Annotated in this window: 27 protein-coding genes; 7 read left to right on the top strand and 20 right to left on the bottom strand. The window is 64.4% G+C overall.

Going from position 1 to position 23,786, the window contains the following annotated elements; genetic code table 11:
* Positions 1-116: 116 nt before the first annotated feature.
* The 6 genes from HCT51_RS15885 to HCT51_RS15860 all read right to left on the bottom strand — a co-directional run bounded on the left by HCT51_RS15885 (position 117) and on the right by HCT51_RS15860 (position 6,500).
* Positions 117-1,355: a type 2 periplasmic-binding domain-containing protein gene (locus HCT51_RS15885; protein ID WP_166875189.1), complete on the bottom strand. Its 1,239-nt coding sequence runs from the start codon at positions 1,353-1,355 to the stop codon at positions 117-119.
* A 192-nt stretch (positions 1,356-1,547) separates the two neighbouring features.
* Positions 1,548-2,771 carry a TRAP transporter substrate-binding protein DctP gene (gene dctP / locus HCT51_RS15880; protein ID WP_166875192.1) on the bottom strand — a complete coding sequence of 408 codons (1,224 nt, stop codon included), beginning with the start codon at positions 2,769-2,771 and terminating at the stop codon, positions 1,548-1,550.
* 136 nt (positions 2,772-2,907) lie between these two features.
* Complete coding sequence (locus HCT51_RS15875; protein ID WP_166875195.1) at positions 2,908-3,711, bottom strand: SDR family NAD(P)-dependent oxidoreductase; 804 nt, start codon at positions 3,709-3,711, stop codon at positions 2,908-2,910.
* A 16-nt stretch (positions 3,712-3,727) separates the two neighbouring features.
* Positions 3,728-4,261 carry a VOC family protein gene (locus HCT51_RS15870; RefSeq protein WP_166875198.1) on the bottom strand — a complete coding sequence of 178 codons (534 nt, stop codon included), beginning with the start codon at positions 4,259-4,261 and terminating at the stop codon, positions 3,728-3,730.
* A 9-nt stretch (positions 4,262-4,270) separates the two neighbouring features.
* Positions 4,271-5,116, bottom strand: a complete 846-nt coding sequence (locus HCT51_RS15865) for an enoyl-CoA hydratase-related protein (RefSeq protein WP_166875201.1) — start codon at positions 5,114-5,116, stop codon at positions 4,271-4,273.
* 34 nt (positions 5,117-5,150) lie between these two features.
* A complete protein-coding gene (locus HCT51_RS15860) occupies positions 5,151-6,500 on the bottom strand; it encodes an NtaA/DmoA family FMN-dependent monooxygenase (RefSeq protein WP_166875205.1) in 1,350 nt (449 codons plus the stop codon).
* Positions 6,501-6,634: 134 nt separating this feature from the next.
* Between HCT51_RS15860 and HCT51_RS15855 the strand changes: the two genes are divergently transcribed.
* The 3 genes from HCT51_RS15855 to HCT51_RS15845 are packed head-to-tail and all read left to right on the top strand — an operon-like array spanning position 6,635 to position 9,637.
* The gene (locus tag HCT51_RS15855) at positions 6,635-7,870 is read left to right on the top strand and encodes a CaiB/BaiF CoA transferase family protein (RefSeq protein WP_166875209.1); all 1,236 of its coding nucleotides are present in this window, start codon (positions 6,635-6,637) and stop codon (positions 7,868-7,870) included.
* Between the two features lie 44 nt (positions 7,871-7,914).
* Positions 7,915-8,694, top strand: coding sequence for an SDR family NAD(P)-dependent oxidoreductase (locus HCT51_RS15850; RefSeq protein WP_166875211.1), 780 nt, complete (start codon positions 7,915-7,917; stop codon positions 8,692-8,694).
* Between the two features lie 49 nt (positions 8,695-8,743).
* Entirely contained in the window at positions 8,744-9,637 is an 894-nt protein-coding gene (locus HCT51_RS15845; protein WP_166875214.1) for a TIGR03619 family F420-dependent LLM class oxidoreductase, read from the top strand.
* A 56-nt stretch (positions 9,638-9,693) separates the two neighbouring features.
* Here the strand turns inward: HCT51_RS15845 and HCT51_RS15840 are convergent, their stop codons facing one another.
* From HCT51_RS15840 to HCT51_RS15805, 8 genes are all read right to left on the bottom strand, one after another.
* Positions 9,694-9,852 carry a hypothetical protein gene (locus HCT51_RS15840; RefSeq protein ID WP_166875217.1) on the bottom strand — a complete coding sequence of 53 codons (159 nt, stop codon included), beginning with the start codon at positions 9,850-9,852 and terminating at the stop codon, positions 9,694-9,696.
* Positions 9,853-9,995: 143 nt separating this feature from the next.
* Positions 9,996-10,184, bottom strand: coding sequence for a nuclear transport factor 2 family protein (locus HCT51_RS15835; protein WP_166875220.1), 189 nt, complete (start codon positions 10,182-10,184; stop codon positions 9,996-9,998).
* Positions 10,181-10,753: a nuclear transport factor 2 family protein gene (locus HCT51_RS15830; RefSeq protein WP_166875223.1), complete on the bottom strand. Its 573-nt coding sequence runs from the start codon at positions 10,751-10,753 to the stop codon at positions 10,181-10,183. The genes HCT51_RS15835 and HCT51_RS15830 overlap by 4 nt, the downstream gene beginning before the upstream one ends.
* A complete protein-coding gene (locus HCT51_RS15825) occupies positions 10,750-11,277 on the bottom strand; it encodes a nuclear transport factor 2 family protein (RefSeq protein WP_166875226.1) in 528 nt (175 codons plus the stop codon). Before HCT51_RS15825 ends, HCT51_RS15830 begins: the two co-directional genes overlap by 4 nt.
* A 191-nt stretch (positions 11,278-11,468) precedes the next feature.
* Positions 11,469-11,816 (bottom strand): helix-turn-helix domain-containing protein, encoded by a 348-nt coding sequence (locus tag HCT51_RS19040; protein WP_166875229.1) that lies wholly within the window; start codon positions 11,814-11,816, stop codon positions 11,469-11,471.
* A complete protein-coding gene (locus tag HCT51_RS15815) occupies positions 11,813-12,229 on the bottom strand; it encodes a hypothetical protein (protein ID WP_166875232.1) in 417 nt (138 codons plus the stop codon). The genes HCT51_RS19040 and HCT51_RS15815 overlap by 4 nt, the downstream gene beginning before the upstream one ends.
* Positions 12,230-12,588: 359 nt before the next feature.
* Positions 12,589-13,080, bottom strand: a complete 492-nt coding sequence (locus HCT51_RS15810) for a nuclear transport factor 2 family protein (RefSeq protein ID WP_166875234.1) — start codon at positions 13,078-13,080, stop codon at positions 12,589-12,591.
* 62 nt (positions 13,081-13,142) lie between these two features.
* Positions 13,143-13,988, bottom strand: coding sequence for an SDR family NAD(P)-dependent oxidoreductase (locus HCT51_RS15805; RefSeq protein WP_166875237.1), 846 nt, complete (start codon positions 13,986-13,988; stop codon positions 13,143-13,145).
* A gap of 122 nt (positions 13,989-14,110) precedes the next feature.
* Between HCT51_RS15805 and HCT51_RS15800 the strand changes: the two genes are divergently transcribed.
* On the top strand, positions 14,111-14,857 hold the full coding sequence (locus HCT51_RS15800; protein ID WP_166875242.1) for an SDR family NAD(P)-dependent oxidoreductase: 747 nt from the start codon (positions 14,111-14,113) through the stop codon (positions 14,855-14,857).
* Positions 14,858-14,900: 43 nt separating this feature from the next.
* Here HCT51_RS15800 and HCT51_RS15795 read toward each other — a convergent pair whose 3' ends face one another.
* Complete coding sequence (locus tag HCT51_RS15795) at positions 14,901-15,203, bottom strand: Dabb family protein (protein WP_166875245.1); 303 nt, start codon at positions 15,201-15,203, stop codon at positions 14,901-14,903.
* Between the two features lie 83 nt (positions 15,204-15,286).
* Here HCT51_RS15795 and HCT51_RS15790 point away from each other — a divergent pair, with 83 nt between their 5' ends.
* From HCT51_RS15790 to HCT51_RS15780, 3 genes are all read left to right on the top strand, one after another.
* Positions 15,287-16,390, top strand: a complete 1,104-nt coding sequence (locus HCT51_RS15790) for an LLM class flavin-dependent oxidoreductase (RefSeq protein WP_166875248.1) — start codon at positions 15,287-15,289, stop codon at positions 16,388-16,390.
* Positions 16,391-16,592: 202 nt separating this feature from the next.
* Positions 16,593-17,804: a cytochrome P450 gene (locus HCT51_RS15785; RefSeq protein WP_166875250.1), complete on the top strand. Its 1,212-nt coding sequence runs from the start codon at positions 16,593-16,595 to the stop codon at positions 17,802-17,804.
* Positions 17,798-18,226, top strand: a complete 429-nt coding sequence (locus HCT51_RS15780) for a nuclear transport factor 2 family protein (protein WP_166875253.1) — start codon at positions 17,798-17,800, stop codon at positions 18,224-18,226. Before HCT51_RS15785 ends, HCT51_RS15780 begins: the two co-directional genes overlap by 7 nt.
* Before the next feature lie 56 nt (positions 18,227-18,282).
* Here HCT51_RS15780 and HCT51_RS15775 read toward each other — a convergent pair whose 3' ends face one another.
* Genes HCT51_RS15775 through HCT51_RS15755 form a run of 5 tightly spaced genes read right to left on the bottom strand, consistent with a single transcriptional unit; the run spans position 18,283 to position 23,310 of the window.
* On the bottom strand, positions 18,283-19,428 hold the full coding sequence (locus tag HCT51_RS15775) for an MFS transporter (protein WP_166875255.1): 1,146 nt from the start codon (positions 19,426-19,428) through the stop codon (positions 18,283-18,285).
* 52 nt (positions 19,429-19,480) lie between these two features.
* Complete coding sequence (locus tag HCT51_RS15770) at positions 19,481-20,362, bottom strand: SDR family NAD(P)-dependent oxidoreductase (protein ID WP_166875257.1); 882 nt, start codon at positions 20,360-20,362, stop codon at positions 19,481-19,483.
* Positions 20,363-20,376: 14 nt separating this feature from the next.
* Complete coding sequence (locus HCT51_RS15765) at positions 20,377-21,165, bottom strand: SDR family NAD(P)-dependent oxidoreductase (RefSeq protein ID WP_166875259.1); 789 nt, start codon at positions 21,163-21,165, stop codon at positions 20,377-20,379.
* Positions 21,152-22,096, bottom strand: a complete 945-nt coding sequence (locus HCT51_RS15760; protein WP_166875261.1) for an alpha/beta hydrolase — start codon at positions 22,094-22,096, stop codon at positions 21,152-21,154. Before HCT51_RS15760 ends, HCT51_RS15765 begins: the two co-directional genes overlap by 14 nt.
* A gap of 20 nt (positions 22,097-22,116) precedes the next feature.
* Entirely contained in the window at positions 22,117-23,310 is a 1,194-nt protein-coding gene (locus tag HCT51_RS15755) for an acyl-CoA dehydrogenase family protein (RefSeq protein ID WP_166875264.1), read from the bottom strand.
* Between the last annotated feature and the right edge of the window lie 476 nt (positions 23,311-23,786).

The following is a 23,786-nucleotide window of genomic DNA, read 5'->3' as shown; positions in this document are numbered from 1 at the left end:
GTGCAACGGAGGTGCCCGGCTCCTCGAGCTGGGCATTTCCGTTGTGAACTTCCAACAATGAAGCCCCGGCCGATGGCCGGGGCTTCATTGTTACCGAGACTTCTAGCAGGGGCTCGCTACTGCTTGCCGAGTCCCTCTGTCAAAGCTTGAGTCCAGGCATCCCAGTCACCGACAGCACCGGAGCCGAGGCCCAGGCCCTCAAGGATGTCATCGTGGTCGACCTCCACCTTCAGCGTGTCGACCGAGAAGTCCCACCAGGCGTCGGCGATGGCGTTCGTGCGCTTGATTTCCGCTTTGGGGTCGGACACCGAGGCCGGCGCAACCGTCGCCGGGTCAGGCTGGTCGGCCCACCACTCGTTCACCGCCGGGTTGAGATTGGCCGGGTCGACGATTCCGCCGCCGGCTTCTTCGGCTGCCGCGACGATGTCACGGTAAGTGTCGAGCGTGTCCACGGCGAAACGCTTCAACGCCGCATACCGCGCATCGCGCATGGCGGTCTGAACCTCCGGAATGAGGCTGTCCCATGCGCCGGTCGAGATTACCCAGTTGGCACCGGAAGACGGGGCGGTGTTCAGGAAGCTCACCCAGGGTGACACTTCGAGAAGGCTGCCGTTGAGAACCGTGGTCACCGCGTTTACCGCGCAGTCGATCACTCCGCGCTGCAGAGCCTCGTACTGCTCGTTCGGCGGGGTGAAGACGCCGACCATGCCGAGGGCTTCGTTCTCGCCCTGGGCCACGGCGTTGGCCACGCGCACCTGGCGGCCGTCGAGGTCCTTCTCCGAGTCAAACTCCGTCGCACAGGTCAGCGCCGCTGGTCCGCTGATCATAGGCAGCAGTGGAATGAAACCGACCTCCGCCATCTCATCCAGCGCGGCACTCTCGCCCTCGTAGTGCACGACTTGCTGCGCGATGCCCGCGATGTTCGTGTTCGGGTAACCGAAGTCGTTCACGGCGTGCTGGACTACGAGGTCGTCCCAGTTGGAGACCGGGAGCTGCTCGGGGAAGAATCCGTTGCTGACGAACGTGACGTCGGTCAGATCCGAGGACAGGGCCGACAGCGCTTCCGGAGCCGGGTGCAGGGTTGCGGTCGGGTAGTAGTCGAATGTCACCGCACCCTCGGTGTTCTCGGTGACCGCGTCCATCCAGTCTTCAATGAGGTTCGTGGAGGTCGCGCCCGGGGCGAAGATGCTGCTAACCGTCAGCTCCACGGGTTCAACCGTGCTCCAGTCGAAGTCCTCCGTGGACGCCGTTCCAGAGGTCGCCGTGCTTGTCCCGCCAGCGCAGCCGGCGAGGAGGGCAATGACGCCGAGGGCGCCGATTGCTGTGGGAAGTGCTCTCTTGGTACCAATCACCACAGAACTCCTTTGTCATGTCATGAGGTCGTGCCGCCACAGATTGCCGCGACCCTCGGAATCTACCAGCCAATACTTTTAACTACTACAAGCTTTATAGGATTGTTGGAATCGATCTTCGCCGTAACGCAAGATGGTGCGGAACCGTCTGGTCCCGCACCATGTTGCGTTCTGCACGCAGCCCTCAGCGCGTCATCATTCGGCGCCGAGTCGGTCCCGGAGCGCTTGGGTCCACGGAGTCCAGTCGATGATGTCGCTGCCTTGGCTGAGCACCTCGATGATGTCGTCGTGGTCGACGGGCACGCCGAGTTCGTTCTCAGAGAAGTCCCACCAGGCAGTTGCGACACGTTCCGTCTGCGCGAGGGCCGCCTCGGCATCGACGCCGTCAGGGGCGGTGCTTGCCAAGCTGGGCCGGCCGGCCCAGTACTTTGCGATCAGCGGGTTCAGCGATGAGGCATCGATGACTTTGCCGCCGGCCTCTTCGGCCGCCACGACGATCTCGCTGTACTGGTCGAGCGTGTTCGTGGCGAAGTTGGTGAACGGCTCATAGCGCATGTCGAGCAGGATCTCCTGGACTTCGGGCGCGAGCGATTCCCACGTGCTGGTCGAGATCACCCAGTTCGCCCCAGAGCTCGGTGCATTGTTCGTGAAGGCCACATAGGGGGAGACCTCCAGCAGGCTGCCGCTCAGCACCGTCGTCGGCGCGTTTACGGCGCAGTCGATAACGCCGCGCTGCAGTGCCTCGTACTGCTCATTCGGCGGCGTGAACACGCCGGTCATGCCGAGAGCTTCGTTCTCGCCCTGCGCGATCGCGTTCGGCACGCGAACCTGTCGACCCTTGAGATCCTTTGCGGTCTCGAATGGCTGGGAACAGGTCAGCGCCGCGGGTCCGCTGAGCATCGGCAGCAGTGGGATGAACCCGGCTGCCTCCATTTCCGGCAGGGCGGCATTGTCGCCGCTGTAGTGGATGACCTGCTGGGCGAGTCCGGCGACGTTCATGTTCGGATACCCGAAGCTGTTCAGCGCGTCCTGCACAGCGATGTCGTCCCAGTTCGAGATCGGCAGCTGGTCGGGGAATGTGCCGTTGCTCACGAAGGTGATGTCGGTAAGGCCCGATGCCAGCGCACTGAGCGCCTCGGGGGACGGGTGCAGTGTCCCGTCGCCGTAATAGTCGAAGGTCACCGCGCCGTCGGTCGCCTCCGTCACGGCTGTCATCCACTCGTTCAGCAGGATGCTCGCCGTGCTGGCCGCGGGGAAGATGCTGCTGACGGTGAGCTCGACGGGTTCGACGTCGCTCCAGTTTAGGTCGCCGTTCGACGGCGAGGATGCACTTGTTGCCGCGCCAGCGGTGCAGCCGGCGAGCAGGGTGACGACGCCGAGGGCGCCGAGGATGGGGAGTGTTCTCTTGGTGCGGATCACGCAGACTTCCTTGTCGTCAAATTCCCGAAACGGGGAGAGCTTGGGGGGATTTGGGCAGTATTGCACATTGCGGTCCATCATTACAAGCTTTGTGAGTATTGCATAATGGACGAGGTGCAGATCTGACTCTACGGGATCATGGCGCTACGCCTTCGGGGATACCGACGGCGGTCAGCTCCCTCCAGTTCATGAGGCTGACCCCTCCGTCGATCGTGAGCGTCTGACCCGTAATGTGCCCGGCCATCGGTGATGCGAGAAAGGCAAGTGCAGCGGCGATGTCAAAGGGTTCCGCTGCCTTTCGCAGCGGCGTCGAGCGGAGCGCGATTGCTTGCATCTCCGCGGTCTGCGTGGCGAGCATGCGTGGCGTGTTCGTGGCGCCCGGTGCGACGCAGTTCACTCGGATGCCCGCAGGCCCGAGCTCAACGGCGGCGGAGCGCACCATGGACATCATCGCCGCCTTGAACATGCCGTATGTCCCATTGGACGGGGCGGCATTCAGCCCGGCGATTGACGAGACGAATCCGAGCGAACCGCCGCCGGATCGCTCGATCAGCGGAGCGGCCGCGCGAAGGATCCGGAACGCGTGCCGGACCACCAGCCCGACCTGCCGGTCCCACTCGTCGTCGGTCGTCTCGGTGAATGGCTTGAAGAGCGCGGCGCCGATGATGTCGATTGCGCCATCGAGACGACCAAATCTGTCGACGACCTGGTCGAGGGCATGATCGATCGCGCCCGATTCGGAGACATCAACTTGGAGCGCCAGCCCAGCGCCTCCCGCTGCCGCCGCGGCGGCGTCCCCGTCCAAATCCAGACACGCGACCGTCGCTCCGAGCGCTGTCAGCGCTCTGACTGTTTCGCCTCCGATTCCTGCACCCGTGCCGAACACCGCGTAAACGCGTCCATCCAGGCGGATCAGTGATGAGTAATCGACGTCGGCCATGGTTCCTCCAGATGTCTCAGTTCAGCGGTGGCATTGGTCGCCATGGATCGGTCCCGTCCCAGTCCTGGGCTGCCTCAGCGACGACTTCGTAGAGGCGCTCGACGATCGAGGGCGGTCGGCGCTCACTCAGTTCGATCGCCGGCAGGTTCCAATCTCCCCAGTGATAGAAGACGTTGTTGGCAGGCGTGCCCGCCTCGGACAGCGTCGTCTCGCCTGCGGTGGCGCGGCGCGCGACCTCAGCCGCGAAGTCGGGCACCGCCACGGCAATGTGATTCAGTCCCGGCGCGCCCCCGTGGGCGGCGAGCCACTCGGTGTGTGGGGAGGGTGACATGTCATGCTGCTGCACGAGTTGGATCTGGATGCCGTTCCAGTCCGCCATCGCGGTCGAGACATCCGGTTCTCCCGACTCACCACGGAAGCGGTAGTCGCGGTTACCGAGATGCTCCCAATAGAACCAGGGACCGACTCCGAAGCGACGGGTCCACTCCATCGCCGCGTCGTGGAGGTGGGTCACGACAAACCCCAGCTGCACGATTCTCGAATCGACCACGGCGATCTCCTAGAGTGAATCCTCGAACAGGGGCTCGCCCGGCCAGGGCAGAGTGGGCAGGTCAGTCTGGGCCGACATCGTCCACTGGGGAGCGCGTTTCTCGCTCCAGGCGTTCACGCCCTCGGCGGCATCGGTCATACGCCCGAGCGCGGTGATCGCAGCGGAGTCGATCCGATGAGTGTGCATGGGGTGATCGGTGCCGACCATGCGCCAGATCAAGCGCCGGGTCACCGCCGCAGAAACGGGCGCCGCGGCCGACGCGACCTCCTCGGCGAGCTCGTAGGCGGCGGCCATGAGTTCATCTGGTTCGTGCACGCTTCGGACCAATCCGCGACTGAGCGCCTCCTCGGCGTCGAACAGTCGCGCAGTCAGGCTCCAATCGAGCGCAGTCGGAATACCAACGATCTTCGGCAGGAACCAGCTGGAAACCGCATCGGGCACGATCCCGCGTGCGGCCGCGACGAAGCCGAACCGCGCCGTGGTCGAGGCGAGACGGAAGTCCATCGGCAGCACAAACGAGGCACCGAACCCGACGGCGGGGCCGTTGACCGCCCCGATGATCGGCTTGAGAGAGTCAAACGCGCGCAACACGATCCGCCCACCTCCGTCGCGGAGCCGAACGTCACCCTCCTCGTACGCGAAGGTCGCGCCGCCGCCACTGACGTCGGCTCCAGCGCAGAAGCCCCGACCTGCGCCGGTTACCACCACCACCCGCACTCTGTCATCGGCGTCGGTCTCGTCGAAGACGGTGATCAGCTGTTCTCGCATCGCCGGGTTCATCGCGTTCAGCCGATCCGGACGATTCATCGTGACCGTCGCGATGCCCCCCTCGATGCGGAGCTCGACCTCGCTCATCGGGACGTCTCAGAAACGGTGCACTCAGGCGACCTCATCGTTTCGTCCGATCCGCAAGACCCAGGCGGTCGCGAAGGGTGCCACTGATTTCGGGCCGCTCGGGAACGCGTCCGCGTCGGCGGAGCTCGGGCATGACAAGCCGTGCGAAGTCCTCGAACGATCCCGGCGTGTCGGAGGGCATGAGCGCGAATCCGTCAGCGCCGTAGTTGTCGAACCACTCCTCAAGAGTGTCGGCGATCTGCGCTGGGGTGCCGATGAACCGGTTGCCGGATGTCATGGATCGGGCCTTCACGATCTCACGCAGCGTCGCGTCGGGGCCGAACTTCGCACGCCCCGAATTCACGAACGCTTCGACGGCGCCGCGGGTGCCGGTGAAATGGTCGAACCACGAGTCGTCGAAGGTTTCATCCATCGGGATCTGTTCGAAGTCGAAGTTCGCCTGTTCAGCAAGGAAGATGAGCTGTTCGACCGGGTCGCTGAGGGCGTTGAAAAAGTCGTTCTTGTTCTTGGCGATCTCTTCGGTCTCGCCAGTGATGATCATGACGGCGGGAAGGATCTTTGCGGCGCCGGCGGGTCGGCCCTGTTCCTGGGTGATCCGCTGCTGGTCGGCGTAGTGTCCTTGCGCTGCCTCGACGCTGTGCGCGGTGGTGAAGATCAGGTCCGCCCAGCGGCCCGCGAACTCGCGACCGCGTCCAGACTGGCCAGCCTGCAGCAGAACGGGCCAGCCCTGTGGCGGTCGCGGAACGGTCAGAGGGCCGCGCGAGGACAGGAACTTTCCCTCAAAGTTGACGCGCCGCACCTTGGCGGGGTCGGCGAACCGACCCGAGGTCCTGTCCAGCTCGAGTGCGTCCGCTTCCCACGATTCCCACAGTCCCGTAGCGATTTGCAGGAACTCGTCGGCGCGGTCATACCGCTGGTCGGGGTTCAGGTGGTCGGTGCCAAAGTTCTCGGCCTCGTCCTGGTTCAACGACGTGACGATGTTCCAGATCACGCGGCCCTTCGAGAGGTGATCAAGGGTCGCGAACTGGCGGGCCACATGGTACGGCGAGCCGTAGGTTGTCGAGTACGTCGCGCCGAGACCGATGCGGCTGGTGTGACCAGCGAGCAGGCCGAGGATTGCGACAAGGTCGAGCTTCACTACCCGTGATCCTCGCTCGACAGCCGGGTCGGTGGACGCTCCGTACGAGGCGGGCATTGCCAGCCGGTCGTCAAAGAACAGCACATCGACTCCGCCGTTCTCGAGCTCCTGGGCGAGTCCGATGTAGTACTCGGCGCTCAGAAAACCCGGGTCGGTGCTCGGGTGCATCCATGCACCCAGGGATGTCTTCGTGGTCGACGCCGAGGCAAACGCCGCAAAGATCATGTAATCGGTACGCCGCTCCATCGCGATGCCCTTCCACTAAGAGGGATGTCGATGGCACCAGTTGCAGACCATCCTGACTATGCTTTATATGTTAGTGATCTCGGGCGACGCCCGGAAGTCCCACTGCTGAGTATCCGCATGTGCGGGGAGGTTCGATGATGAACGAAGAAACGGCGCGCGCGAGTATGCCCGCTCGTCCCCTTGAGGGGATCACGGTGATCGAGGTCGGAGTTTGGCATGCGGGGCCGGGTGCTGCCGCCATCCTCGGAGATTTGGGCGCGGATGTCGTCAAGATCGAGAGCCTCGATGGCGACCCCGAGCGTGGTGAAGGTGGCTCCCTCACTCTGAAGTCCCAGGCGATCGACTCGCCGGGGTGGAACCTGATGTTTGAACTGTCGAACCGCAACAAGCGAGCGATTGCCTTGGACCTCGCGTCTGAGCAGGGCAAGCAAGTGCTGCGGCAACTGGTCGAGGGCGCGGACGTCTTCATCACGAATCTTCGTCCCGGTGCCAAGCGCAAACTCGGCATCGATTACGAATCGTTGGCAAGCGTGAACCCGCGCCTCGTGCATGTCAATGTTTCCGGTTTCGGTTCGAAGGGCCCGCTGGCGGAGGAGGGTGGGTTCGACACGCTTGGGCAGGCGCTGGCCGGAATGTTCTATGTCTCCGGGCATGAGGTGCCACAGCCGCTGCCGGTGGTCGTCGTCGACCAGCTGACGGCTCAGACCGCGGCGCAGGCGGCGATCACGGCACTGCTGGCTCGGGAGCGGAACGGGGGAGAGGGGCAGGACGTACACGTCTCGCTCTATGGTTCCGGTGCGCTCTTATGGTCAGCTCAGTTGATGTGGGAGGCGGCCCTCGACTCGAAACCGATCGTCACGTACGACCGGATTCAGAAGACACCGCTGCTGTCGGTATACCGATGCAAGGACGACCGGTGGATCGTCGGGACGAACCCGGGCCGCGCGCTGTGGTCGACGTTCACCGAAGCGATCGGAGCGGCCGACCTGGCCCAGACACCGTGGGACGTCGACGACCGTACCTCGCAGGAGGCGCTGTACGCGGCGATCGACCCGCTCATGCTGGAACGCACCGCGGTCGAGTGGGTCACTTACCTGCGAACGAAGGGCCTCTTGTTTGCGCCAGTGCAGGACTTCGGGCAAGTGCTCGCAGACGAACAGGCGCGGGCAAACGGTTATGTCGTGGAGCATGACCACCCTCGACTCGGCAAGATCACCCTTCCCGGATCGCCGTTCACGCTCGGAAAGCAGCTCACGTCGCGCTGGCAACCCGCACCGGACCACGGGGCGGACACCACCGAGATCCTGAGTAATCTCGGCTTCGACAGCGACCAGATTGCCGCGATGCGCGAACAGCGAATCGTCGCCTGACGCCCAGCTACCCCAGAACACAGATGAATCAAAGGAGATCAAGGATGACGAAGTACGCGCTGGTTACCGGCTCTGGCCAAGGCATCGGTTACGGCATCGCCAAGCGGCTGGCCGACGACGGCTTTCACGTCTACGTGACGGATTACTCAGCCGAACTCGCCGAGCAGGCCGCGAAGCAGCTTGGGGGCACGCCGATTCGGCTTGATGTGAGCGATGCGGACAGTGTGGCAGCGGCCGTGGCGCAGGTGCCCGAGCTGGACGCCCTCGTCAATAGCGCCGGGATCTACCCGTGGCTCGGCTTCCGTGACATCAGCGTCGCCGACTTCGACCAACTGTTTCACGTCAACGTGCTCGGCCCCATCTTGACGATCAACGCTTTCGCTCCGATCATCGCTGCCCGTGGCGGGGGCGCGATCGTGAACATCACCTCGATGTCGCAGGACCACGCTTCACCGGGGGTAAGCGCCTACTCGGCTTCGAAGGCGGCTGCACACGGCGTCACGAAGCTCGCAGCGCTCGAGTACGCCGAGCGCGGCATCCGTGTGAATTCGGTCGCCCCCGGCACGATTCAGACAGAAGGCATGAAGAACGCGCTCGCCGGCGGCGAATCGCCTCGTGAGTCCGCACTCATCCCGCTCGGCCGGGCCGGCGCGCCGGCGGATATCGCGTCGGCAGTGTCGTTCCTCGTCGGTCCGGACTCGTCATACATCACCGGGCAATCGTTGACTGTCGACGGCGGATACACGACCGCGCTGTTCAACTTCTACCGCGCGGCGGCTTACGGGTCGACGAAGGCGTCGACGGAGGCCCTCGGCCAGCGCTAACCGCCAGATGCCGGCCAGTCACGTGCGTAGTCCGAGTTGAGGGGGAAGTATGAAATACACAGTGGAGTTTCCACTCGAGGCGGTGAGTACGGCGGACGACGTCGAGGCGATAGCGCGCGCGGTGGATTGTCTGGGGTACCACGCCCTCGCGTTCACTGAGCATCCGGCACCGTCGAAGGCATGGATTGACAGCCCGCCGGGGCATCCGACTTTCGACATGCTCGCATCGTTGGCGTTCTGCGCGGCCATCACCGAGCGAGTGCGCCTGATGACCTTTCTCGTCGTGCTGCCGTATCACCGGCCGTTCATGGTCGCCAAAGCGCTGGCGACGATCGATCTGCTGTCGCGCGGCAGGGTAACGGCCGTCGTAGGCGCCGGCTACCTGCGCGCGGAATTCGATGCCCTCGGCGTGCCGTTCGAGGAACGCAATACGCTCCTCGATGAGGCGCTCGCGGTGCTCCCGGAGATCTGGGCGGGGGAGCCAGTGAGCCGGTCGGGTATGAACTTCGACGCCAGTGAGATAGTGAGCCGACCGGTGCCGGTACAGCCGGGAGGACCACCACTGTGGATCGGTGGGAATGGGCGCCGGGCGCGGGATCGGGCGGCTCGGTCGGGCGGTTGGAGTCCGCTGCTGATCGGCTCCGAGGCGGCGTCGAGGATCAATACGGCGGCAATCGCGGGAGTCGACGGGCTCGTGGGCGACATTCGAGAGGTGCGTGACCTGGCGCGGGAGCTGCGCGGCGAGGACGCCGAGGTCGTGGTTCAGGTGCTGACCCCGCAGGCACGCGTGATGTTCGCGGATCACTCAGCGGCCGAGCACCGAGAGTATCTCGCAGCGCTCGCCGACGCCGGTGTTGACTGGTTCGTGGTCAGAGTTCCCGGCGACGATGCGACTTCGGTTATCGCTTCGCTCGAGTACTACGCGACAGACCTCATGCTCTGACGACTTCCCGTCAGGACTTGGGCGCGGCAGTTCGCTTGAACTGCCGCGCCGGGTGGTCACCCCAGTGGCTCGATCTTCTCCACATAGACGTAGAGCCGGGTGAGCTTGAGCGAGGCGATCTTCCACGCCCCGTTGACCTGGCGGTAGGTCTCCCAGTAGTGCCCGGTCCCGCGCAGGCGGTAACCCTTCGCGCTTCCAGACCAAGACGTCCTCACAGATACCCGCCGCCTCGTTCTCGCCGGTGAGTTCGATTTCCGGCTGGTACCCGTGATGCGTCGTGATCAGGGGGCCAATGAACAGCCGATTGCGCTCGATGAACGCGTCGAAGTTCGTGCCGCTGGTGACCTGGTCCCGCGCTTCAGGCGGCCGCAGTGCCAGCAGGTAGTCGGGGGAAGCCGTTCTCGATCGGGCCGATCTGGGGATCCTCGACGAAGACGCCCCGAAACGCGTCCCAGTCCTTGGTGTCCAGAGCACGAAAATATCTGGCCTTGAGCTGCTTGATCGCCTCGATCTCGTCGGTTCGGGTACGCAGGACGGTGTCGGTCATGAGTGTGCTCCTTCTGTTAAGGGCTGTCGGATGGCGGCTCCCGTGAGCAGCCGGTATGACGCATCGCCGCGGTTCCGACCCGGCTCGCGGACGGGAACCCCGGCGGTCGGGGCTACCGGGCGCGCCGCGTTCGCGGGATTTTCTTGTTCGGTGATGAGATCATTCACGTAATCACGCTCAACGATCGCCAGTCGACCATCGGTTTCTGCCCACCGATCGATGTAGCGGCCGTACCCGACCCGGTCGACATGGATCGCGCCCTCGCGGCGGCGCAGCAGCGACGTGACATACGCCTCGCTGACAAGGTCTCCGGACGGGTTACGGTCAATGAAGACGTTCGCGACGCGATGCACGTTCAGCTCCAGCTTCTCGTGGAATGGCCATACCCAGTTCACGAAACCGGGTGCGTCACCCACGTAGATTCCGCTGTAGTTGAGGACCGCGCAAGGGGCGAAAGCCCAGAGCGCGATCTCGCGGTCGAAACGGTCGAGTCCGCGGCAATACGCGGCGAGCGCCTGCTCGATCTGGTTCCGCTCCTCGGCGGTCACAAGATAGGGAATCGCGGTCATGCGCGAAGCAGCCGGTAGGAGGCATCCGACTCGTCCCTCGCCCAGGTGAGTGCGGCGCCCTGCGATGCAGGTCGCACCGCGGATAGGTCTTGTTGCTCGTGCGGATACGCGCGCGTGGCGTCGAGTACATAGTCGCGCTCGACGATGACGACCCTTCCATCCTGCTCCGCCCAGCGGTCGACGTAGCGTCCGTTCCCAATGTTGTCGGTCATCGAGCCGCTGGCTGAGGTCGTGCGCAGCAGGACCTGGACGTACGACTCGCTGACGAGGTCGCCGTCCGTATTGCGCTCGATGAAGATGTTCACCACCCGGTGCACGTGCACGAACATGCTGGCATGGATCGGCCAGATCCAGTTCATAAACTCTGGCGCGGTGCCCTCAAAAATCCCGCTGTAGACCAGGTGTGCGTCGGCCGCGAACGGCGACAACGCCAGCTCCCGATCGAACCGGTCGAGACCGCGGCAGTAGGCGTACAGGCCCTGGCTGATTTGATTCCGCTCTTCGGCGGTCACGTTGTAGCTCATCGCTTCTCCTCAGCTCACCGGGACGGGGTTGCCGGAGGCAAGTCGGGCAGCGCGCTCGTCGATCGACTTGGCGCGTTCGGCCGGCTCCGCGTAGGTACGGTCGGTCATATGGACTCCTTTGTCTCAGTTCGTCTGGCTGAATGGTCGACGGATCGTATCCCGCGTGGTCGGGTCGGTCAACGGCTGCTGGACTACCGCATTACCCGTGCGGCGGCTCGGTACGCAGACGGAGATTGCCCGAACCAATTGCTGAACGCGTCGCTGAAACTCGTCGGCGAGGCATAACCGAGATCCAGGGCTATTTCGGCGATCGGTTTCGACGTGCCGCGCAAGCCTGAAGTGGCTAGTTCGCGCTTCACGGATTCCTGCAGTGCGCGAAAGGAGAGGCCCTGCTTGGCGAGCGCTCGTTGCAGCGAACGTGTCGAGGTGCCGAACTCGCTCGCCAGTTGTCCGACTGTGCAGGTTGCCCCGCCGGGGGCCCGTAGTCGGTCGACGATTCGGTCGCGGATACCTTTCGATCGGCGCACCTCTCTGATCATCGTCGTGAGGTCTCGGAGGTGCTGCCGATGCAGAATTCGTTCGCGCCGGGAAGTGGACGGCTGCTGATGTCGGGGTACCAATGCAGTTGCGGCCGGCTGGAGGTGCGAACGATACCTGCGTAATTCCGGCGGTTGATGGCATCGAGCGACAGCGAGACGGGCAACTCCATGCGGCGATACGGGAACGCGCCCGCCCAGATGCTGTCCCAGCCGCGGATATGCGCGGTGACGGAGACGACCTGTTCGTAGTCACGCAGGTCCGGCGGAGCAGCGGACACATCGAATTTGACACCGACCAGCTGCCCTGCGGCGTCACGCAGGGGGATGACCGAGATAAGGGCGAGGTGGAGATCGCCGTGCTCGAGAATTCGGACCACAGACTCGATGTCGCGCCGTGCGCGTGGCCAGCCCATACGGATTCGGGGTCCGCAGTGCGAGCCGTCCGGCGACGAGAGACCAGATCCCTCGCCGCCGGTCGGTGGCCGCGGCGAACGCGCGCCGGAACGCAATGCTTGTCTCGGCACTCGTGGTCGTCTCACGGTCGGGCATGCGCCTGGGCAATCCCGCTCACGCTAGCACGTCTCGCGAGTCGATTCCGTGCTCCTCGAGCACCTCGCACATGATCCGCAGGTATGCGTCGTCGATCCGCAGCGCGGACTGTGTATCGGGTTTCACCCGGCCCCCCGTAACGCTCATCTGACCGGCATCATTTCGACGATGTAGAACTTGGCGCGAATTCCGAACTCGGCGGCGTGAATTCCGATGCGGGGGCTCAGGCCAGCGAATCGATCCGCTCGACGTGCACGTAAAGCCGGGTGAGCTTCATCGAGGCGATCTTCCACACGCCGTCGACCTTGCGATAGGTCTCCCAGTAGTGCCCAGTTCCACGCAGGCGATAGCCGTCTGCCGGCCACACGAGCACGTCTTCCATCGCCCAGATGCCCGTCGCCTCGTCGTCGCCGGTCAGTTCGATCTCCGGCTGGTGGCCGTGATGGGTGGAGATGAGCGGGCCGATGTTGGTTGCGACGCGCTCGACGAAGGCGCCGATGCCGGATGCCGCCACAGGCTGCCGTTCCACGGCGGGGCGGAGCGCCAGGAGCTCGTCGGTGAAGCCGTTATCGATCGGCCCGATGGCCGCATCCTCTGTGAAGACGGCTCCGAATTCATCCCAATCCTTGGTGTCGAGGGCGCGGAAGTAACGGGCCTTGAGCCGGCGGATTGCCTCGATCTCATCGGCCTCGGTGCGTACGGCGGTTTCAGTCATGATCATCCCTTTGCTGTCGTTGTTGTGTCGTGGTTTATTGCCCGTGCGGTGGAACTTGTCGCTCACTCCACGGTGAGTCGGTGGCGCATGGGCACTCGTAAGTTCGCGCTGATGGACAGTCCGCCGTCGACGGCGAGATTCTGCCCGGTGATGAACTTGGCCGCGGGGCTCGCGAGGAAGGCCACGGCCTCGGCGATGTCATCCGGCTCGCCAAGCACCCGAAGCGGCATCGCCTCTGCGCGCTGCGCGAGCATCTCGCGCATCTCGTCCTCGCCCATATCCGGACGCGACTTCTGGCTGATCGGCGTGACGATCGGACCGGGAGCGACCGCGTTCGCGCGGATCCCCACCGGCCCCCATTCGAGAGCGAGATTCTCAATGAGGCGGATGAGGGCGGCCTTCGCGGGTGAGTACGCCCCGAGGCCGGGGTGCGGGCTCATCCCGCTGGTCGAGGTGGTCGCGATGAACGACCCGCGAGCAGCGCGGAGCGCGGGATACGCGGTTGACGCCAGCAGCCAGGCCGCGCGGGCGTGCACATTCATCACCGCGTCCCACTCCCCGACTGTCGTCTGGTCCACGAGACGCCCGAGCATCGTGTTGCCGGCGTTCGAGACCAGTGTGTCGAGGCCATCCGCGAACTCAACAGCGCGTTCGGCGACTTCAACAGGAAACGTTGTTGTCTGCAGGTCACCGGTGAGGACCAGAATCTTCGCGCCTCGATCACGCTGCGAATCGGCGAACGCCGCGAGTTCCTCCGTCGGCTTCGTCGCAGTGATCGTGATACGCGGCTCGAGCTGTCGGCTCAGCGCGCTGTCAACGAGTCTCCGTGTGATCGCCGCCCCGATCCCTCCTGGGCTCGACCCGGTCACAAGTGCGCGATAGGCGCCATCAAATTTGCCGCTGGCCATGTCCGGTCCACTCCGTCGTGTCGGTGCTGGGTTTCGGTCGAATCCGTCGCACCCTCTTGGCGCGACATATGTGTTTATCCTATAAATGATAAACACAGAGGCACAAACGATTGGGAGACTTCATGACACGCTACGCACTCGTTACTGGTGCCGGACAGGGAATCGGGTTCGGAATCGCGAAGCGATTGACCGACGACGGCTACCACATCTACACGACCGATTACGACACAGAGCTGGCCCAGGCCGCCGCTGAGAAGCTCGGCGGAACAGCGCTGCAGCTGGATGTCGGCAACCCCGAGTCCGTGAAGGCGGCCGCGGCGCAGGTGCCCGAACTCAGCGTGCTGGTCAACAGCGCGGGTATCTACCTGTGGTCGCCGCTGTTGAGCATCTCAGTCGAAGAGTTCGACCGCGTTTTCTCGATCAACGTGCGGGGAAACTTGCTGTGCATGCAGGCGTTCCATCCGCAGCTCGCAGCCGATGGCAAGGGTGCCATCGTAAACATCACCTCGATGTCTGCGCTCGCTCCGGCGGTCGGGGTCGGGTCGTATGCGGCGTCCAAGGCTGCTGCTGCCATGCTCATCCAGCAGGCGTCAATCGAGTTCGCTCCAGACGGTATCCGCGTCAACGGTGTCGCGCCGGGCAGCGTCCAGACGGAAGGAACGAATCGCGCCATCCAAGAGGGCGACGAGCCTCAGAAGGCTCCGTTCATCCCCCTGGGTCGGCTCGCAGGCCCGGCCGACATGGCGAGCGTGGTCAGCTTCCTCGCGTCCGAGGACGCCGGCTACGTCACCGGGCAGAACATCGTGGTCGACGGAGGGTTCCTGAACAACACGTTCGCGCTATACCGGCACGTCAGCCAGCCGGCGTAGGCGTCACTAGCTCCGCGCCGGCGCCGCCGATCGACCCGATCGATCAGTCGGCGCGGAGCTCGAACTGCACCGCGGCTCGGGACTCCAGATAGGGCTCGAGGTAGCTCTTGAAGAGTTCCATGTGGCGGTCATGGGCGACGTACTCGCGATAGCCGTCGAGATCGTCGAAGTCGATCGTGAGCGCAAAGTCGTGGTTCGTGGGCAAGTAGCCCATGTTCTCGCCTACGTGGCACGCGCGCACTGAGGGGATCTCGCCCGCCGCCGCGTAGAAGGCGTCGGTGAGTTCTTCCATGAGGCCGGCCGGCGCGTTGTCCGTGAACTTCCAGAGTGAGCAGTGACGAATCATGCCCCGAGTCTGGGGCAGTCGAGTTGAAAAATGCAACACCGTGTCGCCGGGCCGTCGCTCGTGCAGAAGAGGAATGAAACCTGATGAGTACCGCGATCGCCCAGTGCTGGACGTCGATCTCTCGCTTCCACGATCCGCGCATGGCGCCGACGATCGAAACGGCCGAAACCTATGAGGCAGAAGGGTGGGATGGTGTCCGCTATCCGGATACCCAGTCGATCGCTCCCGAGATGTTCGTGGTCCTGTCGGCGATCGCCCAGCGCACCCAGCGCATCCACTTCTCCAGCGGCGTGGCCGTCCCGCTCACCAGACATCCTGCCGTGATGGCGAGCGGATTCGCTGCGCTGCAGGAGTCCTCGGGTGGTCGTGCGAATCTCGTGATAGGCCGTGGCGACACGGCACTCGCGCACATTGGACTCTCGCCGACACGCCTGCGATACCTCGAGCGCTACATCCGTCACCTGAAGACATACCTCGAGGGCGGGTCGATCCCGCTGGCCGAAGCGGCGCCGACCATGGAGGGCGCGGTGCACGGTTTCGACGACCTCGCCGCAGGTCACTTTCCGCCGGCGAGTGCGCTGGTCTGGATGGATCGCGATGTGCCACGCGTCCCCATCGAGGTGGCCGCAACCGGGCCGAAAGCTATCCAGATGGCGGGCCGGGTCGCCGACCGTGTCGCGCTCTTCCTCGGCGCCGACCGTGAACGCATCGCGTGGGCGATCGACCTCGCTCGCGGTGCCGCCGAGCAGGCCGGACGTGATCCGGGCGAGCTGTCGTTCAGCGCCTATGTTCCGATCAGCGTGGTCGACGCGGACATCTCCGCTGAACGTGCAAAGGAGCTGATGATGCCGTTCGTCATGGCCGGGTCCCGGTTCCGGGTGATGGACCGCGAAGTGCGAGGCGCAGCCAGCGACCACGAGCGGACCGTGCTGGAGAGCATCCGCGATTCCTACGACATCAACCAGCACGCAAAGTCCACGCAGGGCCGCGCGTCCGTAGACGACGAATACCTCGACTCGTATGCGATCGTCGGGGAGCCGGCGTATTGCCTGGACCGGTTGCAGGACATCGCCGAACTCGGCGTGGACCGATTCTCGATGATGTTCTCGACCCCGGATCAGCCGGAACACGAGGAGGTCCGCGGCCGCTTGGTGCACCACATCCTGCCTGTCCTCCAGGGGCGATGAAATCGAGGATTCTTTTCATAGTTAGCGACAGCTCAACGCGGTGATCCAACGAGCAGTTTCTCGCTCAGCTCGATCACTTACAACGGCGCGGCGCTCCTCCGTTGATTCCGGGAGACACTCGTGCAAGTATAATGATTCATAGTTTAACGTCGGGCGGGCGCTGCCCTCTGGCTCGGCATCGTTCAATGGTGAAGGTGACGTAATGACGATCGTGAGTCAACAGACGACCGATGCTCCTCCGGCATTTCCGCAGCTGCGTGATGACCCGCTGCAGCCTCCCAAGGCCTATGTCGAGTGGCGGGAGGAGACTCCGGCGAAGCTGGTGACACTGCAGAACGGCAAGACGGCGTGGGTCGTGGCGCGGCAGAAGGAGGCGCGGGAGGTCTTCGAGAGCCCGTTCATCTCGCGGGATCCGAGCCTGGAGGAGTTTCCCCAGGTCCGTCGCGGCATGAGCTTCCGCCGTAACGACCTGATCATGAACCACATGGATCCGCCGCTGCATGGCAAGTTCCGCAAGATGCTCGCGCCGTGGTTCACGATGAAGAAGATCAACGAGCAGCGAGACGACCTCCAGAAGGTCGTCGACGATGCCGTCGACCGGCTCCTGACATTCGAGACACCGGTGAACTTTCACAAGGAGTTCAGCCTCGTCATCCCGTCGACGGTGATCTGCAAGGTTTTGGGCATCGACTACTCGTACCACGAGTACTTCGAGCGCTATGCGACCGTGATCACCCGGGCCGGTTCGTCTGCCGAAGACTTTGCCGCCGCAACGCAGGGGCTCTTCGGGATCTGCGAGCAGCTCGTCGACGAGTCGATCAAGAATCCGGGCGGCGGCGTGCTGCAGGTGCTCACCGACAAGATGCAGGCGGGTGAGATCAACCGGGAACAGGCGGTCGCGCACACCTACGTCATGGTCGTCGGCGGACACGAAACCACCGCGCACACGATCTCGCTCGGTTTCCTGCAGCTGTTCCGGGATCCTGCGCTCGCCGATTTCCTGCGAGAGAACACAGACCGGATCCCCGACGCCATCACCGAGATGCTGCGCCTCCAAGCGATCAACGACGGGTCGGTGGCTCGCATCACCACCGCCGAGATCGACCTCGGTGGCGTGAAGATCCCGGCGGGAGCGGGGATCATTCCGCTCATGTCGCCCTCGCACCGTGATCCGCGGTCCTGGGATAACGCCGACGTGTTCGACATCGACCGCGACAACAGCAAGCATCTCGCGCTCGGAGGAGGCATCCACTCCTGCCTGGGCCAGAACCTTGCTCGTGCGGAGCTGGAAATCGTCTTCGAGACGATTTTGCGTCGTATCCCCACGTTGCGCCTGGCCGGTTCCGAGAGCGACATCGGCTTCCAGCGCGACGGCTTCGTGTTCGGCGTCTACGACCTCCCGGTCGCATGGTGATCGGTGCCCCCGCGAAGGGGGGAGACCAGGTCGAGGTCGCACTCGGGTTCCACCGCACCCTCGAGGCGGGCGACTTCGACGCTTTCGAAGCGTTGTTCACTCCGGATGCGGTGAACGAGTTGCCGTTCCATTCGCCGGTGAGCCCTGCCGAGTTTGTCGGGGCCGAGGCGATTGCCGCGGACTACCGCAAAATGATCTCCAAGCGCAAGGATCTGCAGTTCACCATCCACACGGTGACGACGGATGCGGACACGAATCGCGTGATCCTGGAGTTCTCCGGGCGGAGCATCATCGGTGAGACCGGAGCGCTCTACGAGCAGGACTACGTGGGCGTGTTCACGATTGAAGGATCGCAGATCAGCCGACTGCGGCTCTACGCGGACCCGCAGCGTGCGGCGAAGGCGTTGCAGCCGATCCGTTGACGTCACGGCGGCTGGTCGGTCCCCTGAGCGGGCGGTGTGCCTGGCGCACCGCCCGCTCATTCCATGCGGCCGCCCCCGCGGCGTGACATTCCGGTGAGGTACGCGATCAGGGCGGCCGCGGCGGATGTCGCGAGCACGACGAGATAGGGCGTGGTGGATTCAGCACCGTCGACGCCGACGACTGACGCGCCGATGCCGCCAGCGACAAACTGAGCGCCGCCCAGGGACGCTGAGCCGGATCCGGCGACATGGCGAACTTCAGAGAGGGCGAGGGCCGCAGCGTTGCCCGTGATCAGCCCGTGGTTCGCGGTGGCTATAAAGAGCACGAAGGGCAATGCGGCCGATGGCACAACGAACGCAGCAATGGCGGCGATCACGAGCACTCCGACACCGACGCCCAGAGTCCTGGCCGGGTGAACGCCACGCATGGCAAGCACAGCCGACAGGTAAGTGAGCCCGACCATTCCAAGCGCGTTGATCGAGTAGAGGATGCCGTAACCGAGCGCCGAGAAGCCCAGAACCGTTTGATAGATGAACGGCGACGCCCCGGTATAGGAGAGCAGTGCACAACTTGCCGCTGCAGAGACCAGCAGGAAGCTCGCATACCGCGCATTACGGAAGACTCGGCCGAGGTCAGCCAGTTCGACTCGACGTGATCTTCTCCAGCGGGGGAGCGTCTCGGGGATGATCAGGATCACACCGGCGAGGACAATGACGGCCACCGGCACGATCACCCAGAGCGTCACATGCCAGGGCAGAAACGTCACAAGGACACTCCCGGCCAGGGGCGAGATCACCGCGGCGAACATCGAGAGGCTCACCATGAGGTTCATCTTGCGCGCGAGAGCAAACCCGGTGGCCTTGTCGGAGACGATTGCGCGGGCGATGACGACACCGCCGGCGGCGCCGATCGCCTGGAGCACCCGCGCGCCCGCCATGACGGTGAGGGTCGGTGCGATCGCCACCAGGATGGAGGCCACCAGGCAGACCGCGGATGCCACCACCAACGGGCGGCGGCGTCCGAATCGGTCTGACACGGGACCGAACACGATCTGGCCGACACCGAAACCGACCAGGTAGAGCCAATAGGTCAGGTGGACGCCGGCCGCATCCGTCTCGTATTCAATCGCAATTTCGGGGAAGGCGGGCAGATAGAGCCCCGTTGCCAACCCGCCCAGCGCGGTGAGGAGCGCGAGGAGCACGAGTTGGGCGCGGCCGATCTCAGGGGGTGTGCCCCGGGCGCCCGCCGGCACCTCAGCGCGGCCCGGCGGCGAGCAGCTCGTCGGCGCGCTGGGTGATGCGATCCCCGTGCGGGGGGTGCGTCAGGATGTACGGCTGGTTGCGGTCGATGCCGTCGAGCACCACCTTGCCGACTGCGTCGGCGTCGATGATCTCGGAGGAGTTGCTCGCTCGGTGAGGGAGTTCGCCGTCGACATCCGCCGTCTCGATGAGCTTGCTGCGCGCGGCGTCACCTGTGTACTCAGTCCACGCCTTCACCGACGTCGACGCATCCGCCTCGGCGGTCGGACGGAGCCGCGCGCTGGAAGTGATGCGGGTCTTGATGGGACCAGGGAACAGGACACTCGCGCCGAATCCTTCAGTCGCGACTTCGAGTTCGGCCCGCACCGCGATGGTGAATGCGTCCACGGCCGCCTTCGATGCGGAATAGGAGGAGTGGCCGGCGAACGGGTGGATTGCTGCTGTGGAGGCGGTGTTCACGACCTGCCGTTCACCGGAACCGGCCAGCATTCTCGGTACGAACGCAGCGTGACCGTGCACGACGCCCCACCAGTTGATGTCGAACATCCAGCGGAAGTCTTCGTAGCTGGTGTCCCACGAGGCTCGGAACGGCCTCAGGGTGACGCCGGCGTTGTTCACCAGCACGCTCGTCGGACCGAACTCGGCTTCCGCACGATCGGCCATGGCTTCCATGGCGGCCAGGTCACGAACGTCTACCTGGTTCGCGATCGCGCGACCGCCGGCCGCGATGATCTCGCTGCTCACGGCTTCGGCCGCGGCGAGTTCGACGTCAGCGACGACGACGCCGAGGCCACGAGTGGCGAGTGCGTGGGCGATTGATCGCCCGATCCCGCTTCCTGCGCCGGTGACGACCGCCGATCCTGTGAATGATCGCATTCCCTGTTCCTTTCCTACCACTGCATGGAGGTGCCGCCGTTGGGACGCAGTACCGCGCCCGTGACGAACCTCGCCGCATCCGAAACCAGATACAGGACTGCATAGCCCTGGTCGTACTCATCGCCGATGAAGCCCAGCGGGGTGCGCTTGACCTTCTCTTGAAGGTCGCTCTCGCGATCGACACCCTCGCCGTAGTGGCGGCGTGTGATTCCGGTTTCGACCCAGCCGGCGGCGACGGTGTTGACCCGCACTCCTCTGGGGCCGAGTTCGAGCGCGAGCGACCGGGAGTACTGGTGTGCGGCGGCCTTCGACGAAGTGTATGCGGCGATCCCATCCATGGCCTTGTCAACGCCGCCGGTGGTGATGTTGACGATCGACCCCTTGCGCGCCTGGTCGACCATGCGACGGGCTGCTGCCTGCGAGCCGTGCACGACACCGAGGAAGTTGACCTTCCAGATTTTGAGCAGTTCGTCATCATCCACGGTGGAGGGCGGACCGTCAGCCGTGATGCCTGCGTTATTCACCCAGATGTCGACCGAACCGTGGGTGTCGGCGACCTGGTCGGCGAGTGCGTGCGAGGCGGCGGCGTCGGTGACGTCGAGCGATGCGCTTTCGGCTGTCCAGCCGCGACCGCGGATGTCGGCAACCGTGGCATCCGCACCAGCCTGATCGAGGTCCGCGACCCAGACGCGCGCGCCCTGGCTGGCGAGCACCAGTGCGATTCCTCGGCCGATGCCGCTGCCAGCGCCGGTGACGACGGCACTGCGCCCGGTCAGTGAAAAGGGGCTGTCAAGCAGGGGCATTGGTGACCTCTCGTTGGTGCGGGGGAACGTGCGTGTGGACGAACTCGGCCGCAGCGCGGACGGTGGCGTCCGCCTCCGGCGCGGTGCCGGCCATAAGGGGGAAGACATGCTGCATGTTCGGGACTACTTCGACTTCAACGGGGATGCCGCTGTCGCGGAGCATGTCGCCGAATCTCCGCACCCCGTCGACGAGGAGTTCGCCGCTGCCGACAGTGAGGAAGTGGGGTGGCAATCCGGTGACGTCTGCGCGCAACGCGGTCACGTAGGGACTGGTGCGTTGGCTCTCGTCGGCGATGAACATCGACACGTTGGCATGGATACCGGCGCGCCCGCGCGCTCCCGCCATGATGTCTGAGGAGACGTTCGACTCGAACGAGTCGCCCAGGCCCTCGCTGTCGTAATACGGCGATAGCGCAACGACTGCTCCAGGCCCTGCCCCGCCCTCGTCGCGCAGTTGAAGCGCCAGTGCCGTCGCTAGCGCTCCACCGGCAGAGTCGCCGGCAACGATGATCCGCGAAGGGGACACCCCGCCTGCGACGAGCCACTCGAAGGCCGCGCGGACATCATCGAGCTGAGCCGGGTACTTGTGCTCGGGTGCGAGCCGATAGTCGACGGCAAATGCCGGAACGCCGATCGCCTTCGCCAAGTGTCCCGCGAATTTGCGATGGCTCGAGGAGCTGCCGCCGATGTAGCCACCACCGTGGACATGGAGGACGGCGGCGGTCTCATCGGCGCCGATTGGTACGGCGCGAATGCCCGTGACGGGACCGTCGACGGTCTCATACCAGACTCCGGGAACCTCGGTGCTCATCTGCTCCCATTCCTGGAACAGGGTTCGGAGGAAGACGATCGGGTCGTTCTGGTTGGCGGCCCGCCGCTCGTTCCAGCTCAGGTACAGGTTGGCGAGTTTTTCCGCGTCAGCGTTTGTCATCTGGTTCTCCGCCGTACGCTCTACTGAGCTCGCTGCCAGGAGGACAGGATCGGCCCGGCCGACTGGATCAGGCCGATCGGGTCGGCGGCCAGGTGGTTCCGGGCGACCGACATGTCGCGCAGGACGCGTCCCAGAGCGCTCGGGTTGCGGATGGTTTGCGAGGCACCCCAAAGGGCGGCGAAGTTGATGACCTCGGTGCCGACCTCGTGCACCCACGTGGTGACCTGCTTGACGCGCGACGTCAGCTCGGCCGAGACCTCGCCGTTCGTGTGCGCGGACACCTCGGCTTCGGCCAGCACCTCGAACGCGTAGCTGCGTACTGCGTGGTACTTGGCATCTGCTCTGGCGAAATCCGTCAGGAACACCTGGTTCTTGTCGACCGTGGTGTCGTAGCCTTGGCGCTTCTTGCCTGGCACGATGTTCGCCACCTCTTCGAGTGCCCGCTTCATGAGGCCCAGCACGACGCCAATGTGACCGGCGAATCCGATCGTGCCGCGGTTCAGTTCTGATCCGGCCACCGGCAGCGCGGGGTCCGTCCAGAAGTTGGACCGAAGCGTGTACTTGTCGGGAAGGAATCGCTCGGGCAGCGCGTAGTCGTAGCTTCCGGTTCCGACGAGACCCATTACGTCCCAGTTGCCGAGCATCGTGATCTGGTCTTTCGGAGCGATGTAGGCCCGAATGTCCGGTGTCTTGTCATCCACCATCTTCTGAGTGCCGTCCTCGTTGAAGACGCGCATGACACATGCCATGTGGGTCGTGAATTTCGACCCGCTCCCGAATTGGAGTCTTTCGGCGCTGCCAATCAGGCCGCCGTCCACCTCGACGGCCGTGCCGAGTGGGGCGGCGTAGCCTGCCGTGATGGCCTTCGTAGGGCCGCCGAACAGCTCGTCGGCGCCTTCCTTCGGCAGGAAAAACGAGCTGTTGCGCGTGCCGATCGACGTTGCCATGAGCACCCAGCCCGTGGATCCGTCGGCGCGCGAGACCTCCTCGATGACCTTCAGGGCGGTGACGATATCGACCTGACCGCCGCCGTAGTGGCGCGGGACGAACATCCAGAAAAGCCCTTGCTCTTTCATCGCGTCGGCGGCGACATCCGTCACGTCGGTTTCGCGCTCGGTGGCTTCCGCCTCGCTCTCGATGATGGAAGCGATCGACTTCGCTCGCTCAAGGAAATCGACCTCGGTTCCGATCGTGGGCATCTCGATGAGCATCATCCTTGGTCGCCTTTCTGGAGCGGTTCTTCATTGAACGACTGACGTTGTGCGTTCCGCAGGCTCAGCCGCGCACCACGTTAGCCGTGGTCGTGCATCACTGTCAATTCTTATAATAATAAAATATATGGATGCGCAGGGCCCATGACGGTGCCCGGCAGTGTCGAGCCTTGGATCTGGTCAGTTAGGGTCGAGCAGGGTGGAACGCGGTCACGACCTCACATCCGGCTGCCCTTCTCAACTACGACACCGAACTGCCGTCCCGGGAATAGCGGTACGCGCGGATGAGTTCATTGGAACGGCCTCCGCCTCGCTGAGCAGTTGCCCAATGCTGTTTACAACAACCCCTTCGACATTCCATCGGCGGTCCAGCACGCGGCAGCCGTGGGACAAGTGGCTCTGGCTTATCGGCGTCCGCCGCAGCATATGACCGTCTTCAACGGCGTCAACCGAGATCATGGTGCAGGACATGCTCGTCG

The organism is Salinibacterium sp. ZJ450 (genome assembly GCF_011751885.2).
In the GTDB taxonomy this organism is placed as follows: domain Bacteria; phylum Actinomycetota; class Actinomycetes; order Actinomycetales; family Microbacteriaceae; genus Ruicaihuangia.
The sequence above is the reverse complement of the archived record's forward strand: the minus strand, read 5'-3'. Positions and strand labels throughout refer to the sequence as shown.

What these genes read in the sequence shown, in the direction of transcription:
- HCT51_RS15765 (WP_166875259.1), bottom strand. Translation starts at nt 21,165, where the DNA reads ATGCCCCTGCTTGACAGCCCCTTTTCACTGACCGGGCGCAGTGCCGTC.
- HCT51_RS15790 (WP_166875248.1), top strand. Translation starts at nt 15,287, where the DNA reads ATGAGTACCGCGATCGCCCAGTGCTGGACGTCGATCTCTCGCTTCCAC.
- HCT51_RS15850 (WP_166875211.1), top strand. Translation starts at nt 7,915, where the DNA reads ATGACGAAGTACGCGCTGGTTACCGGCTCTGGCCAAGGCATCGGTTAC.
- HCT51_RS15805 (WP_166875237.1), bottom strand. Translation starts at nt 13,988, where the DNA reads ATGGCCAGCGGCAAATTTGATGGCGCCTATCGCGCACTTGTGACCGGG.
- HCT51_RS15865 (WP_166875201.1), bottom strand. Translation starts at nt 5,116, where the DNA reads ATGAGCGAGGTCGAGCTCCGCATCGAGGGGGGCATCGCGACGGTCACG.
- HCT51_RS15815 (WP_166875232.1), bottom strand. Translation starts at nt 12,229, where the DNA reads ATGGGCTGGCCACGCGCACGGCGCGACATCGAGTCTGTGGTCCGAATT.
- HCT51_RS15830 (WP_166875223.1), bottom strand. Translation starts at nt 10,753, where the DNA reads ATGACCGCGATTCCCTATCTTGTGACCGCCGAGGAGCGGAACCAGATC.
- HCT51_RS15860 (WP_166875205.1), bottom strand. Translation starts at nt 6,500, where the DNA reads ATGGAGCGGCGTACCGATTACATGATCTTTGCGGCGTTTGCCTCGGCG.
- HCT51_RS15800 (WP_166875242.1), top strand. Translation starts at nt 14,111, where the DNA reads ATGACACGCTACGCACTCGTTACTGGTGCCGGACAGGGAATCGGGTTC.
- HCT51_RS15875 (WP_166875195.1), bottom strand. Translation starts at nt 3,711, where the DNA reads ATGGCCGACGTCGATTACTCATCACTGATCCGCCTGGATGGACGCGTT.
- HCT51_RS15760 (WP_166875261.1), bottom strand. Translation starts at nt 22,096, where the DNA reads ATGACAAACGCTGACGCGGAAAAACTCGCCAACCTGTACCTGAGCTGG.
- HCT51_RS15795 (WP_166875245.1), bottom strand. Translation starts at nt 15,203, where the DNA reads ATGATTCGTCACTGCTCACTCTGGAAGTTCACGGACAACGCGCCGGCC.
- HCT51_RS15825 (WP_166875226.1), bottom strand. Translation starts at nt 11,277, where the DNA reads ATGAGCTACAACGTGACCGCCGAAGAGCGGAATCAAATCAGCCAGGGC.
- HCT51_RS15835 (WP_166875220.1), bottom strand. Translation starts at nt 10,184, where the DNA reads ATGACCGACACCGTCCTGCGTACCCGAACCGACGAGATCGAGGCGATC.
- HCT51_RS15770 (WP_166875257.1), bottom strand. Translation starts at nt 20,362, where the DNA reads ATGCGATCATTCACAGGATCGGCGGTCGTCACCGGCGCAGGAAGCGGG.
- HCT51_RS15780 (WP_166875253.1), top strand. Translation starts at nt 17,798, where the DNA reads ATGGTGATCGGTGCCCCCGCGAAGGGGGGAGACCAGGTCGAGGTCGCA.
- HCT51_RS19040 (WP_166875229.1), bottom strand. Translation starts at nt 11,816, where the DNA reads ATGATCAGAGAGGTGCGCCGATCGAAAGGTATCCGCGACCGAATCGTC.
- HCT51_RS15845 (WP_166875214.1), top strand. Translation starts at nt 8,744, where the DNA reads ATGAAATACACAGTGGAGTTTCCACTCGAGGCGGTGAGTACGGCGGAC.
- HCT51_RS15785 (WP_166875250.1), top strand. Translation starts at nt 16,593, where the DNA reads ATGACGATCGTGAGTCAACAGACGACCGATGCTCCTCCGGCATTTCCG.
- HCT51_RS15855 (WP_166875209.1), top strand. Translation starts at nt 6,635, where the DNA reads ATGATGAACGAAGAAACGGCGCGCGCGAGTATGCCCGCTCGTCCCCTT.
- HCT51_RS15755 (WP_166875264.1), bottom strand. Translation starts at nt 23,310, where the DNA reads ATGATGCTCATCGAGATGCCCACGATCGGAACCGAGGTCGATTTCCTT.
- HCT51_RS15810 (WP_166875234.1), bottom strand. Translation starts at nt 13,080, where the DNA reads ATGACTGAAACCGCCGTACGCACCGAGGCCGATGAGATCGAGGCAATC.